Here is a 13,413-nt window from a genome sequence, read left to right as displayed (position 1 = left end):
CGCGTGGGCGCTTGCGCGCGCGGGCTTGCGGTCGAGCGCGAAACGGCGCGCGCGGGCGCGGGTTTCGCGGCATCGCCTGCGTCAAGCGGCGTGCGGCGGACGAACGGGATGAAGGAGGTAGGCGCTAGGGTGCGAGGTTGATTAGCACAAACTTTCAAATTATAGCGTGAAATTGGCCTTATCTTCAATCGATCGGCGCATTTCGTGCGGGCTCGCGCCCGCCGGGGCGGCTGTGCGCCGAAACCACGGCCGCGCCGACATCGGCCGCAACGCCGCCGATTCCGGCCATCGGCCGCGCACCGCCGCGGCGCGCACGCGGCATGCCTTCACACGGACCGCCGGAATTCGTTCGGCGGCACCCCTTTCCAGCGCCGAAACGCGCGCGCGAACGCGGACGGCTCCGAATAGCCGAGCCGCTCCGACACTTCCGCGACGGTGAGCGTCGTGGTCACGAGCAATTCCTCGGCGAGCGTTTCGCGAACCTCGTCGACAACCGCCTCGTAATCCGTCCCCTCGTCCGCGAGCCGCCGCCGCAACGTGCGCACGCTCACGCCGAACTCGGCCGCGAGCACGTCCATCGTCGGGCCGCGCGCCGGATCGCCCGCGAGACGCCAGCGCACGCGCCCCGCCCATCCCTCGCGTCGACGACGCCGCTCGAGCACGCGCCGGCATTCGTCTTCACATTGCCGCCGCGTCAGCGCGTTGCGCTGCGGCAGCGTCAGATTCAGACAACGCGCGTCGACCGACAACGCGTTTTCCGCCGCGCCAAACTCGGGCGACACGCCGAACAGCGCCCGGAAGCGGTCCGCGTACGGCGGCGCCTCCATCTTGAGCGCAAGCCGCTTGACCGGCAAGTTCGTCGCATCGAGATCGAATTGCAGCGTGATCAGCGCGGCCGCCGTGATTTCGACCAGCACGTCGCGCACGTCGCCGGGCAGGTCGCGATCGCCGATCACGAGTGTCGCATCCTCGCCGCGCACGGTCGGCCGGATGTCGCAGAAGGTCGACGTCAATTGAAGGTAGCGCAAGCCGACCGACACGGCTTCGCCGAACGTCGCGCTGCTCATGAGCGCGAACCCCCAGACGCCGTAGGCGGTCGCGTGATAGCGCCGGCCGATCTCGATGCCGAGCGGAAAGTCCGGCCCCAGCAGCCGCATCAGATTGCGGATGATGCACAGTTCCTGCGTGGCGGCGACTGCGGCGTCCAGCTTGTCGAGCAGATCGAAGGGGATGCCGCTGCCGCCCAGGCACCGGTCGACGGCCATCCCCTGCTCGACTCCCACGTCGACGAGCACGCGCGTCGTCCCGACAGGCCGGACGAAATCCCAGTGGGCGAGCTTGACGGTCAAGATGGCCTCAAATGTTCGGAATGCGCCCAATATGCCATTGCACAATGTAACGCTCAATGCGATCTTTCCCGCACGCCCAATCACCGGCGATCGCCGCTCGCCGGCCACGGTCGCGAGGCCGAGTACGCGGCCATCGCATCGGCGACATATTCGACGACTGCGAAGCCGCTGGCGCTTCGCCACACACGCGCACCCAACGCCGTGCTCGCGCGACAAACAGGAGACGACATGAGCACCCCCCTCGCCCCGCCCCCGGGCACCACCCCCGCCCTGCCGCTCATCGACAGCAAACATCGCCACCGCGGCTGGCGAGGATTGCGCGGCTATCTGTTCACCAAAGTCGCCACGCAGATTCTGCGGCCGGTCGAACCATCCGTGCAGCACGGACTGCCCGTGCCGATGACCTTCGCGCCGGACGGCGGCGCACGCCGATTCGGCCTCGTGCATTACGGGATCATGATTCCGGACCTGCCCGCGCCGCATCAATTCATGGCCACCGCGATCATCCTCGGCAGCGCCGGCATGCGCGTGTTCGACACCGACTTCGCGGCCGCGCCGGGCGACGGCCCGCTGCAAACCGCGACGCTCGTGCACGGCACGGCGGCCGCCGTCGATCGCCATTTCACGCACTACTCGATACCGCGTGACACCGAGTGGCACGCCGACGGCAGCCTGCTGCGCCTCGGCGGCGACCTGGAACTGAGCGGCCGCTACCCGGAGTTCCGGCTCAAAAGCCGCCGCGACGGCTTCGCGGTCGATCTGGCGCTCACCGCGACAGGCGACGTTACATGGTTCGCGAAAGGCCGCTTCTACGAACACATCGCGCTCGTCACCCGCTATCGGGGCACGATCGAGCACGGCGGCACAGCGATCACCGTGTCCGGCCTCTGCACCTACGAATACGCGCGCGGCACGTCGCCGTACCTGCTCTACAACCGCTTCCTCCCGAAAGCCGCGAAGCTGCCGTGGAACGTGTTCAGCTATCAGGTGATCGACCTCGACGCCGACACGCAGTTGCTGCTCGCGCACATTCAGGTCGACGGCCATTCGGCGCTGACGAGCGCGTATCTGCGCGTCGTCGGCCAATGCGCACACCGGCTCGACGCCGATGTCCATTTCCGCGTGCTGAGCGCGCAGGCGCGGCCGGCCGTCGCGCCGGACGGCAACGAGATGAGACTGCCCGAGACGTTCACGTGGCGCGTGCGCGACCGGCATGGCCGCAATCTGTTCGCCATCGACGCGACGGTCGACACGCCGATGCTGTTCGGCATCGGCACCGGCTATGTCGGCGGCTATCGATGGGAAGGCGAGCGCGACGGCCGCCCTGCGGGCGGGCGCGGGTACATCGAGTACGTCGATCGGCGCAGTTGAAGCGCTCCGCGCGCCGGCAACGGTGCGCGACCGCCCGCGGCATCGCATTCGCCAATGCGGTATGTCACGCGGCGAACCGCGCCGGCAATGGCAACGCGTAGCGCGGTCCATGCCCACTGCTTGGCCCGCAGCAGGCGGCACGCGCATCAGCCCGCGTGCCGGGCCGGCTTGTCGAGCGCGCGGTCGGGCAGCACGTACCACACCGCGCTCGCGATCTGCAGCGCGACGAGCACGCTCCAGGCGCTCAGATGCGCGGCCGCCGGATAATGCCCCGCATGCGTCGGCCAATGCGACAGCACCGCGCCCACCCCGACCTGGAAGCCGAAGATCAGCACGAAGATGACGAGCGTGAGCGTCGTGTTCGCGCGGCCGATCAGATGCACGGGAAAATACTCGGCGAGCACCGCATAGCTCAGGATGCCGACGCCGCCGAACACCCCGTACGCGGCCCACAGCACGGCGGCGGGCAGCGGCGCACGCAGCATGATCGCGACCTGGGTCGCGACGAAGAGCGCCATTCCGAAGCCGCAGAACGCGTAGAGGGACACACCGCGCCGCTCGAGTCCGCGCGCCGCCGCGCCGAAACCGACGCAGCCCGCCATCATCGCGAAACCGAGCACCGACACGAGCGCGGCCGCATCGCGCGGCGCGAAGCCGCTCACGTCGCGCAGATACGCGCCGACCCACAGCGACTGCATCGCATAGAACACGCCCTGCGTGACGACCGAGAACGACGCGATCTTCCAGAAGGTGCGGTTCGTGACGATTCGCCACGTGCCGGCGAATTGCTCGACGACACTCGTATCGTGGCGGCTCTGTCGCGCGTCGGGCGCGAACGCCCACAATGCGGCCGCCACCGCCACCGTGAACGCGCCGAGCCCCGCGCACACCGCGCGCCAGCCGGCGAAGCCGAGCAGCCATTCGAGCGGCGAGCCGACCGCAACGCCGCCCAGGCCGCCCACCGCCATCACGAAGCCGTTCAGGAGCGGCAGCCGCGCGACCGGGAAGTGCTGCGCGAGCGCCTTGAACGCGCCGCCGAGGCACACCGACACGCCGACGCCGATCAAAAGACGCCCGGCCATCATCGTGCCGATGTCGTGCGCGGCGCCGAACACCCACGCGCCCGCCGCCGCGACGAGCAGCAGCACGGCGCTCACGCGGCGCGGACCGTAGCGGTCGAGCAGCACGCCGGCCGGAATCTGCGCGCAGGCGAAGCCGAGGAAATAGAGGCTCGTCAGCAGGCCGAGGTCGGCAGCGGACAAGCCGAGGTCGCGCGTGATGAGCGGCGCGAAGCCGAGATTCACGCCGCGAAACACGTATGAAACGAAATAGCCGATCGCGAACAGCGCGAACACGCGAAATTGCACAACGGACATCACACTTCACCGGTGAAGCGGCCGGCCGGCGGACCCACGGCGCGGCGCGCACAAACGAAAACGCCGTCACCCGGGTGACGGCGTTGCGCGATGGTAGTCGATTACGCGCCGGCGGCCGAAAAGCCCCCACCGCGCGCACGCCATTTCGTCTTACTTTTTCTTCGCCTTGTGGCTCGCGGCCTTCGCGGGCGCGGCCTTCGCGCTGCTCTTCGCGGCCTTCGCCGGCGCCTTCGACGCCACGGGCGCCGCCTTGCGGCCGCGGCTCGCCTTGCCGCCCGTATGCAGGCTCGCGCGCTCGATGTGGCCGCCCGACACCGACGTCGCGATCCGCTCCGGACCCGGCTCGGCCGGCACCGCGCGGCCGACCGGCACGTGCAGCACCATCGTCTGGCCCGGCATCACGACCGCGCGGCGCGTGCGGTTCCACGCGCGCAGCTGCGCGACCGACACGCCGTAGCGGCTCGCGAGCGCTTCCATCGACTGCTTGCGCCGCACGCGAATCAGCATCTTGCGCGTGTCCGGCACGTCCGGCTCCATCGCGAGCGCGCCGTTCTCGGCGACGTCGGCGCTGATGTCCTCGTCGTCGTCGTCGGTGCGTGGCACGACGATCGTCGAGCCGGGCTTCAGCCGCATGCCGGCCGGAATCTTGTTCACTTGCATCAGCGTGTCCGCGTCGACGCCGATCTTCTCCGCGATCGCGGCGGGCCGCGAACGCTCGGTGACGGTATATGCGGTCCACGACGACAGCTGGCCGCCGTACGACTTCAGGCCCTTCTCGAACGCCGATGCGTTGTCGAACGGCAGCAGGATCTGCGGCTGCGTCGCGCCGAGAATCACCGGCTTCGAGAACGACGGGTTGAGCGACTTGAATTCGTCGAGCGGCAGGTTCGCGAGCTTCGCGGCCACCGTCACGTCGATGTCGCGCGACGTCGTGACCGTCACGAAATACGGGTGGTTCGGGATCTCCGACAGCGCGAGGCCGAACTGCTGCGGGTTCATCACGATGTTCTTGACCGCCTGCAGCTTCGGCACGTAATTGCGCGTCTCGTTCGGCATCCGCAGGCTCTGGTAGTCGGTCGGCAAGCCGGCCGCCTGGTTGCGCGCGATCGCGCGCTGCACGTTGCCCTCGCCCCAGTTGTACGCGGCGAGCGCGAGATACCAGTCGCCGAACATGTCATGCAGGCGCGACAGGTAGTCGAGCGCGGCGCTCGTCGACGCGAGCACGTCGCGCCGCTCGTCCTGCCACATGTTGCGCTTGAGGTTGTACGTGCGCCCCGTGGCCGGCATGAACTGCCACATCCCCGCCGCCTTCGCGACGGACAGCGCCTGCGGGTTGTACGCCGATTCGATGAACGGCAGCAGCGCGAGCTCGGTCGGCATATGGCGCGACTCGAGCTCCTCGACGATGTGGTACAGATACTTCTGCGAACGCTCGGTCATCCGCTGCACGTAGTCGGGACGCTGCGCGTACCACGACGCCTGCATGTCGACGAGGTCGCTCTGCAGGTCGGGCATCTGGAAGCCGCGGCGGATGCGCGCCCAGAGATCGCTGTCGGCGGTGGTGAGATCGCCGACCGATTGCTTGTCGACGTCGACGGTTTCTTTCGCGGAGGCGGACTTGCGCAAGTAATCCGAAGCGGCTTGCGGGTCGGCGGCCGCGGGATTTTGGGCGGTCGGTCCCGTGCCCGCGCAGGCGGCGAGCGTGAGGACCAACAGCGCACTGAGGAGGAATCGCATGAAAATCTCGGCTTCCAACAGCTGGAAATTGCAGGCGATAGTACGAAAGTGCGTGCTTCGCGTCAACAAAAAGGCCGAAAAAACCTGCTAAATCGGGTATTTGGGGCCGACTCCCTAGATTCCGCTTGAGCTTGACCCGATCGCTCCCAGGGTTCAACGAAAACGGTTTTTCCACTCGCGCATCAGCGCGAACGCGGCGAGCCGGTCCGGCACCGCCTCGTGTAGCTGCGCTTCGAGCGCCGCGCGGATCGACGGGCTGTCCGCGCGCAGGAACGGGTTCACCGCACGCTCGTGCGCGATCGTCGTCGGCAGCGTCGGCTCGTTGCGCGCGCGGCGCGCGAGCGCTTCGTCGCGCCACGCGGCGAGCGCCGCGTTGTCCGGCTCGCACGCGAGCGCGAACTTGATGTTCGACAGCGTGTATTCGTGCGCGCAATGCACGCGCGTGTCGCCCGGCAGCGCCGCGAGCGCGTCGAGCGACGCGAGCATCTGCGCGGGCGTGCCCTCGAAGAGGCGGCCGCAGCCGCACGAGAACAGCGTATCGCCGCAAAAGAGGTGCGGCGCGGCATTCGCCCGCCCCGCCGGCTGGAAGTACGCGATGTGGCCCCGCGTGTGGCCCGGCACGTCGATCACGTCGAATTCGAGCTCGGGCGACCCGATGCGCACGCGCTCGCCGCCCGCGAGGCGGCGCGTGACGTGCTCGATCGCCTCGTGCGCAGGGCCGAATACCGCGACCGGCTCGCCTTCGCGCGCGGTCGCGAGCAGCTCGGCCACTCCGCCGACGTGGTCGCCGTGGTGGTGCGTGAGTAAAATAGCGGTCAGCCGCCAGCCTCGCGCGTCGAGATGACGGCGCACCGGAGCGGCTTCGCCCGGATCGACGGCGACCGCATCGCTGCCGTCCGACACGAGCCAGATGTAGTTGTCGTCGAATGCCGGCACCGGCACGTATTCCAGCTCGTTCATGGGCGCGCAACCACCGAGATATGTCTGACCGTTCGATTATAGACTGGCCCGCCTGGACCGACTCCCCGCCCGGGCGCTACGTGCTCGGCTGGGAGCAAGCGCAGCTCGACCGCACCGTGTCCGACGTGTTCGGCTTCCACGCGCTGCAGCTCGGGCTGCCGCAACTCGACGCGCTGCGCGAGAACCGCATGCCGTGCCGCGGCCTCGTGCTCGATCCGGCGAGCGGCGCGAGCGCGCCCTATCACTACCCGTGGGCGCGCGAGGCGCACAGCGCCGAGCATGCGCCCGCCGGGCGCAGCACCGTGTGGTGCGACCTGCTCGACCTGCCGTTCGAGTCGCAAAGCGTCGATCTCATCGTGATGCCGCACACGCTCGAATTCACGTCCGATCCGCACCGGCTCTTGCGCGAGGCGGAACGCGTGCTGATGCCGGAAGGCCAACTCGTGATCACCGGCTTCAATTCGCTGAGCCTCTGGGGCGCGCGGCAATCGGTCGGCAAGATGGCGAGCCGGCCGTTCGTCCCCGCGACGCGCGACCAGATCACGTTCATCCGGCTGAAGGACTGGATCAAGCTGCTCGGCTTCGATCTCGAGCGCGGCCGCTTCGGCTGCTACCGGCCGCCCCTCGCCACCGACAAGTGGCTGTCCCGCTATGCGTTCATGGAGGCCGCGGGCGACCGCTGGTGGCCGATCTTCGGCGCCGTCTACATGGTGACGGCGATCAAGCGCGTGCGCGGGATGCGACTCGTCGGTCCGATCAAGATGAAAAAGCCGGTGCTCGCGCCGGGCCTCACGCCCGCCGCCACCCCGACCACTCACCAAGAACATTCATGACGTTGCAAACCATCGACATCTATACCGACGGCGCCTGCAAGGGCAATCCGGGCCCCGGCGGCTGGGGCGCATTGCTGCGCTACGGCACGCAGGAGAAGGAGCTTTTCGGCGGCGAAGCCGGCACGACCAACAACCGGATGGAGCTCACCGCGGTGATCTCCGCGCTCGAGGCGCTCAAGCGCCCGTGCAAGGTGGTCGTCCACACCGATTCTCAGTACGTGCAGAAGGGCATCAGCGAGTGGATTCACGGCTGGAAGAAGAAAGGCTGGGTCACGGCCGCGAAGACGCCCGTGAAGAACGCGGACCTCTGGCAGAAGCTCGACGCGCTCGTCGCGCAGCACGACGTCGAATGGCGCTGGGTGAAAGGGCACGCCGGCCACCCGGAAAACGAGCGCGCGGACGCGCTCGCGAACCGCGGCGTCGAATCGCTCGAGCAGGCATGAGCCGGCTCGCGCGCCCTTGTTCGCTCCCCGACTGACCCGACATCCGTTTTTCCGACATGCGCCAGATCATTCTCGATACCGAAACCACCGGCCTCAACGCACGCGCGGGCGACCGCATCATCGAAGTCGGCTGCGTCGAGCTGCTCAATCGCCGGCTCACCGGCAACAACCTGCATTTCTACGTGAACCCCGGGCGCGACAGCGACCCGGGCGCGCTCGCGGTACACGGGCTCACGACCGAGTTCCTGAGCGACAAGCCGAAGTTCGCGGAAATCGTCGACCAGCTGCGCGACTTCGTCCGCGACGCGGAGCTCATCATCCACAACGCGCCGTTCGACGTCGGCTTTCTCGACGCCGAGTTCTCGCTGCTCGGCCTGCCGCCTTTCACCGAGCACTGCGCGGGCGTGATCGACACGCTCGTGCAGGCCAAGCAGATGTTCCCCGGCAAGCGCAACTCGCTCGACGCGCTGTGCGACCGCTTCGACATCAGCAACGCGCACCGGACGCTGCACGGCGCGCTGCTCGACTCGGAGCTGCTCGCCGAGGTGTATCTCGCGATGACCCGCGGACAGGAGAGCCTCGTCATCGACATGCTCGACGACGCCGGCGACAAGCACCGCAACGGCGACGAGCCGAGGATGGCGTTCAGCGGGCTCGACCTGCCGGTGCTCGCCGCGACCGACGAAGAGCTCGCCGAGCACGAAGCGCAGCTCGATGCGCTCGACAAATCGGTCAAGGGCGCGTGCGTGTGGCGCAAGGAAACGCCCGGCGAAGCCTGACGGCGTCTCGGCTTTTGGGCTTTTGGGCTTTTGGGCTTTTGGGCTTTTGGGCTTTTGGGCTTTTGGGCTTTTCAGCCTTTCCGCGTCCCGGCCGACGCGTGCGTGGCCGCGCCGCAGGGCGCGGTATCTGCCGCTGATCCGCGGCCGCGAGGGCGCGGCGAGCCGCACGGCGCCAGCGCCACGTTCATGTGCCACCGCGGGTCGGGCGCCGCATGCGAATCATCGGAGCCCGCATGGCCGCCGCACGCCGCCGGCCGCGCGCTCGACGATGAACCTGGCCACAATCGAATCTCGCCGCAATCGATTTGAATCGCGATCGGCCGCTCTCCGGACGGACGGCCGCCGCGCGGCACGCGGCGCGGCGGACGCCCGACTTCACGCGACGTTCGATCGACCATCAGCCGGAAATGTGCGCGGCGCGCCGTCGCGACGGCGCAATCGCCCAGGCCAACGAACGCCGCTCGGCCGAATCATGCGCACGTGCGATTAGTCGACGCTCGCCGTGCTCGGCCCCGGCCGCCGCGCGGCTCGCCGGCCGTCGGCGCGCGCCGATCATGGAGACCGCGCCCCGCACCGCCCGGATTTTCGCCGCCGCATCGCCCGCACCGCCCGCTGCGACGCGAACCGGCGCGCACCGCCGCATCGCCCCGGCCTCACCCGCGCGGCTGAAGCGCGATCACCGACATTCCGGCGAGCGCGAGCGCCGCGCCCGCCGCATCCCAGCGCGACAGCGGCACGCCGTCGACGATCCGCAGCCAGGCGAGCGCAACCGCGATGTAGACGCCGCCGTACGCCGCGTACGTGCGCGCGGCGGCGGCCGGATGCAGCGTCAGCAGCCACGCGAAGAGCGCAAGCGACAGCGCCGCGGGCACGAGCAGCCAGGCCGGCTTGCCGGCCTTCAGCACGAGCCACGGCAGGTAGCAGCCGACGATCTCGGCGACAGCGGTCAATACGAAAAGCGCGGCGATCTTCGCGAGTGGGAGCATGTCCGGAGGCGCGCAACGCGCGGGTCGAAAACGCCGCGCAACGCCGCGGCAACGAGCGCGATCATACCCGAGCCGACGCCGGAGAAACCGGCGCCCGCACGTCAATTTGCACGATCCTCCGCCATCGTGCTAATATGTCACTTCTTTCAACAGTCTACGTCTGCCATTTATTTCGGTCGCCCGGCCGTTCGGCGTTGCGCCGCAGTGGATCGACCGGAATTTCGCTCACAAGAAAGCACGCCTTCGGGCCGCTTTTTTCGTTTCAACGCCCTTGAAGGGTATTCAGCCGGCCGCGAGCGCCACGCGATGCGCCGGTTGGCCGACCGTCCCCGTACGGCGGCCTTTCTCACGAGTGCGAGTGCGCGACGACCATCGGGTCCGCGCCGGATCGGCTTCCTTTCGGATTAAGCGCTTCATGCGCCCTTTCACGCTCGCGACCCTCGTTCGATCGCGAACCGCACTCTCCGGCAAACCGTGGCGAACCGCGCGTCCCCTCGCGCGATTCGGCCGCCGTCACAGGAGTTTTCGACCTTGACTGCAACATCCGCCCCGTCTTCCTCGTCAATCGCGTCCGCCGACGGCGCGTCCGCCGCCCCCCACGAGATCACCGTCGTCGACCAAGGGCTCCTGAAGCGCGCGGTCGGCGCGATGGCGCTCGGCAACGCGATGGAATGGTTCGACTTCGGCGTCTACAGCTACATCGCCGTCACGCTCGGCCAGGTGTTCTTCCCGTCGAGCAGCCCGTCCGCGCAGCTGCTCGCGACGTTCGGCACGTTCGCCGCCGCGTTCCTCGTGCGCCCGCTCGGCGGAATGGTGTTCGGGCCGCTCGGCGACCGCATCGGCCGCCAGCGCGTGCTCGCGATGACGATGATCATGATGGCGGTCGGCACGTTCGCGATCGGCCTCATCCCGAGCTACGACTCGATCGGCCTCCTCGCGCCCGCGCTGCTCCTCGTCGCGCGCCTCGTGCAGGGCTTCTCGACGGGCGGAGAATACGGCGGCGCGGCGACCTTCATCGCCGAGTTCTCGACCGACAAGCGCCGCGGCTTCATGGGCAGCTTCCTCGAGTTCGGCACGCTGATCGGCTATGTGATGGGCGCGGGCGTCGTCGCGCTGCTGACGGCGTCGATGTCGCACGACGCGCTGCTGTCGTGGGGCTGGCGCGTGCCGTTCCTGATCGCGGGCCCGCTCGGCCTGATCGGCCTCTACATCCGGATGAAGCTCGAGGAGACGCCCGCGTTCAAGCGCCAGGCCGAAGCGCGCGAAGCGCAGGACAAGGCAGTGCCGAACGCGCATTTCCGCCGGCAGCTCGTGCGTCACTGGCGCGCGCTGCTGCTGTGCGTCGGCCTCGTGCTGATCTTCAACGTGGCCGACTACATGGCGCTGTCGTATCTGCCGAGCTATCTGTCCTCGACGCTGCATTTCGACGAGGCGCACGGCCTCGTGCTGATCCTGATCGTGATGGTGCTGATGATGCCGATGACGCTCGCGACGGGCCGGCTGTCCGACGCGATCGGCCGCAAGCCGGTGATGCTCGCCGGCTGCATCGGGCTCTTCGCGCTCGCGATTCCGGCGCTGCTCCTGATCCGCACGGGCGAGACGTCGCTCGTGTTCGGCGGCCTCCTGATCCTCGGCGCGCTGCTGTCGTGCTTTACGGGCGTGATGCCGTCGGCGCTGCCCGCGCTCTTTCCGACCGAGATCCGCTACGGCGCGCTCGCGATCGGCTTCAACGTATCGGTGTCGCTGTTCGGCGGCACGACGCCGCTCGCGGCCGCGTGGCTCGTCGACGCGACGGGCGACCTGATGATGCCCGCGTATTACCTGATGGGCGCCGCCGTGATCGGCGCGATCTCGGTGCTCGCGCTGCCCGAGAGCGCGCGCCAGCCGCTCAAGGGCTCGCCGCCCGCCGTCGCGTCGCACCGCGAGGCGCATGCGCTCGCGCGAGAAATCAAGCGCCGCGAGGCGGCCGAGCGCGACGACGGCGGCTACGCGCCCGCCGCCGCGCTGCGTGCGTAAGCATCGTCGCGCGGCCGCTTAGGAGGCGCGCCCTTCGATGACGAACCGCGGAGGCGGTTTCGCGACGCCCGGGCGGCGTGGCGAGACCGCCTCTGTTTTTTTGCGCGCGGCGGCAGCCGGCTTGCCGAAATCGGCGGCGTTCCGCGCGGCGCTCGATTCCGGCTGGCCGGGCGCCATTCGGATCGGTGAGCCGCGACCGGTGACCGGTCACCGGCGACTAGTGACTAGTGACTAGTGACTAGTGACTAGTGACTAGTGACTAGTGACTAGTTATCGGTAGTCGGTTATCGGTAGTCGGTTATCGGTAGTTGGTGATCCGCCATTCGCAGTCCGCAGTCCGCAGTCCGCAGTCCGCAGTCCGCAGTCCGCAGTCCGCGTTCAGGATGCCGCGTCGCGCATCAAGCATCACGCAACGTATGGGAAGCCGATTGCGCCGCGGCTCGCGCCGCTCAATCGAGCGGCGTGCTCTCGAACTCCGGCAGCGCCTCCGCGCGCGCGGACAGCGCAGCGAGCGCCGGATAGCGCGCCGGATCGATGCGCGCGAGGTCCGGGTAATCGCGCTTCATGAACGCCGTGAAGCGCCACGCGACGGCGACCGTCACGTCCGCCTGAGTGATCCGCTCGCCGACGAGCCAGCCGCCCGCGCCCGCGATGCGCGCGTCGAGCGCGCCGTATGCGCTGTCGAGCTGGCCGAGCACGCGGTCGAGCCAAGGCTGATGCTGCTTGTCGCCCGGCCGCAGGCCATGCTCGTAGACAACCTGCACCGTCTTTTCGGCCGCCGCGAGCGCAAGACCGGTGAGCTCGAGCGCTCGCACGCGCGCCGGCAGATCGTCGGGCATCAGCCGCCGCTGCGGCGCGACGAGCCGGTCGAGGTAATCGACGATCAGCGACGAATCGACGAGCATCGTGCCGTCGTCGGTGAAGAACGTCGGCGCCTTCACGAGCGGATTGATCGACTTGAACTCGTCGAACTGGCGAAACACCGATATCGAGCGGTGCTCGAACGGCAAACCGAGCAGCTTCGCCGATATCGCAACGCGCCGCACGAATGGGGAATCCAGCATGCCAATCAGCTTCATCGGTAATGCTCCGCTTGACGTGGGGAGCGTCGACTTTAGCGCGTCGCGCCCGCTTCGCCTAGGGCCTGTTTCCGCTAATAACGGGCTTGCGAACGTGCCTTTGCGCCCGCAGGGCAAGGAGCGAGGAGGCGCAATAGCGGTCGCTATTGCAACGACGAACGACGCCGCCATGCGGGCGCAAAGGCACGTTCCCGTGATCAAAAAAATCCGTCGAGGGGCTGGCCGCCAGAAGGGCCGATCGCTGCGCCATGCTCCTCGCGAATACGTCGAGTATTCGCTTCGTCGCAATCCTTGCGATCGGCCCTTCTGGCGGCCAGCGCAAGCCCGTTATTAGCGGGAACGGGCCCTAGCGGGCGCTCGTGAAATGCGGGAACCGGATTCGCGCGGCGCGGTCGGCGTGTGGCGTGTGGCGTGTGGCGTGTGGCGTGTGGCGTGTGGCGTGTGGCGTGTGGCGTGTGGCGTGTGGCGTGTGGCGTGTGGCGTG

At 68.5% G+C, this 13,413-nt stretch carries 11 protein-coding genes; 5 read left to right on the top strand and 6 right to left on the bottom strand.

The window, feature by feature from the left end:
• Positions 1 to 326: 326 nt before the first annotated feature.
• The gene (locus X946_RS17090) at positions 327 to 1,349 is read right to left on the bottom strand and encodes an AraC family transcriptional regulator (RefSeq protein ID WP_038749754.1); all 1,023 of its coding nucleotides are present in this window, start codon (positions 1,347 to 1,349) and stop codon (positions 327 to 329) included.
• Positions 1,350 to 1,577: 228 nt separating this feature from the next.
• Between X946_RS17090 and X946_RS17085 the strand changes: the two genes are divergently transcribed.
• Complete coding sequence (locus tag X946_RS17085) at positions 1,578 to 2,720, top strand: DUF6670 family protein (RefSeq protein WP_038749751.1); 1,143 nt, start codon at positions 1,578 to 1,580, stop codon at positions 2,718 to 2,720.
• A 146-nt stretch (positions 2,721 to 2,866) separates the two neighbouring features.
• Here the strand turns inward: X946_RS17085 and X946_RS17080 are convergent, their stop codons facing one another.
• From X946_RS17080 to gloB, 3 genes are all read right to left on the bottom strand, one after another.
• Positions 2,867 to 4,096, bottom strand: coding sequence for an MFS transporter (locus X946_RS17080; protein WP_038749748.1), 1,230 nt, complete (start codon positions 4,094 to 4,096; stop codon positions 2,867 to 2,869).
• 150 nt (positions 4,097 to 4,246) lie between these two features.
• Positions 4,247 to 5,833, bottom strand: a complete 1,587-nt coding sequence (locus X946_RS17075; RefSeq protein WP_038749844.1) for a transglycosylase SLT domain-containing protein — start codon at positions 5,831 to 5,833, stop codon at positions 4,247 to 4,249.
• A 153-nt stretch (positions 5,834 to 5,986) separates the two neighbouring features.
• Positions 5,987 to 6,793: a hydroxyacylglutathione hydrolase gene (gene gloB, locus X946_RS17070; RefSeq protein WP_038749744.1), complete on the bottom strand. Its 807-nt coding sequence runs from the start codon at positions 6,791 to 6,793 to the stop codon at positions 5,987 to 5,989.
• A 20-nt stretch (positions 6,794 to 6,813) separates the two neighbouring features.
• Here gloB and X946_RS17065 point away from each other — a divergent pair, with 20 nt between their 5' ends.
• From X946_RS17065 to dnaQ, 3 genes are read left to right on the top strand one after another with little or no spacing between them, the layout of a single operon-like run.
• Positions 6,814 to 7,626 carry a class I SAM-dependent methyltransferase gene (locus X946_RS17065; protein ID WP_038749742.1) on the top strand — a complete coding sequence of 271 codons (813 nt, stop codon included), beginning with the start codon at positions 6,814 to 6,816 and terminating at the stop codon, positions 7,624 to 7,626.
• Positions 7,623 to 8,069: a ribonuclease HI gene (gene rnhA / locus X946_RS17060; protein WP_038749739.1), complete on the top strand. Its 447-nt coding sequence runs from the start codon at positions 7,623 to 7,625 to the stop codon at positions 8,067 to 8,069. The genes X946_RS17065 and rnhA overlap by 4 nt, the downstream gene beginning before the upstream one ends.
• Before the next feature lie 56 nt (positions 8,070 to 8,125).
• Complete coding sequence (gene dnaQ / locus X946_RS17055; RefSeq protein ID WP_038749736.1) at positions 8,126 to 8,848, top strand: DNA polymerase III subunit epsilon; 723 nt, start codon at positions 8,126 to 8,128, stop codon at positions 8,846 to 8,848.
• 653 nt (positions 8,849 to 9,501) lie between these two features.
• Here dnaQ and X946_RS17045 read toward each other — a convergent pair.
• Complete coding sequence (locus X946_RS17045; RefSeq protein WP_038749732.1) at positions 9,502 to 9,834, bottom strand: YnfA family protein; 333 nt, start codon at positions 9,832 to 9,834, stop codon at positions 9,502 to 9,504.
• A gap of 531 nt (positions 9,835 to 10,365) precedes the next feature.
• Here X946_RS17045 and proP point away from each other — a divergent pair.
• Entirely contained in the window at positions 10,366 to 11,850 is a 1,485-nt protein-coding gene (proP, locus tag X946_RS17040) for a glycine betaine/L-proline transporter ProP (RefSeq protein ID WP_038749730.1), read from the top strand.
• A 449-nt stretch (positions 11,851 to 12,299) separates the two neighbouring features.
• Here proP and X946_RS17035 read toward each other — a convergent pair whose 3' ends face one another.
• Entirely contained in the window at positions 12,300 to 12,929 is a 630-nt protein-coding gene (locus X946_RS17035) for a glutathione S-transferase family protein (RefSeq protein ID WP_038749728.1), read from the bottom strand.
• Positions 12,930 to 13,413: the final 484 nt, after the last annotated feature.

It is taken from the genome of Burkholderia sp. ABCPW 111 (assembly GCF_000773065.1).
GTDB classification, from domain to species: Bacteria; Pseudomonadota; Gammaproteobacteria; order Burkholderiales; family Burkholderiaceae; genus Burkholderia; species Burkholderia savannae.
Note: the sequence above shows the minus strand (reverse complement) of the source record. Positions and strands in the feature narration are given on the sequence as shown.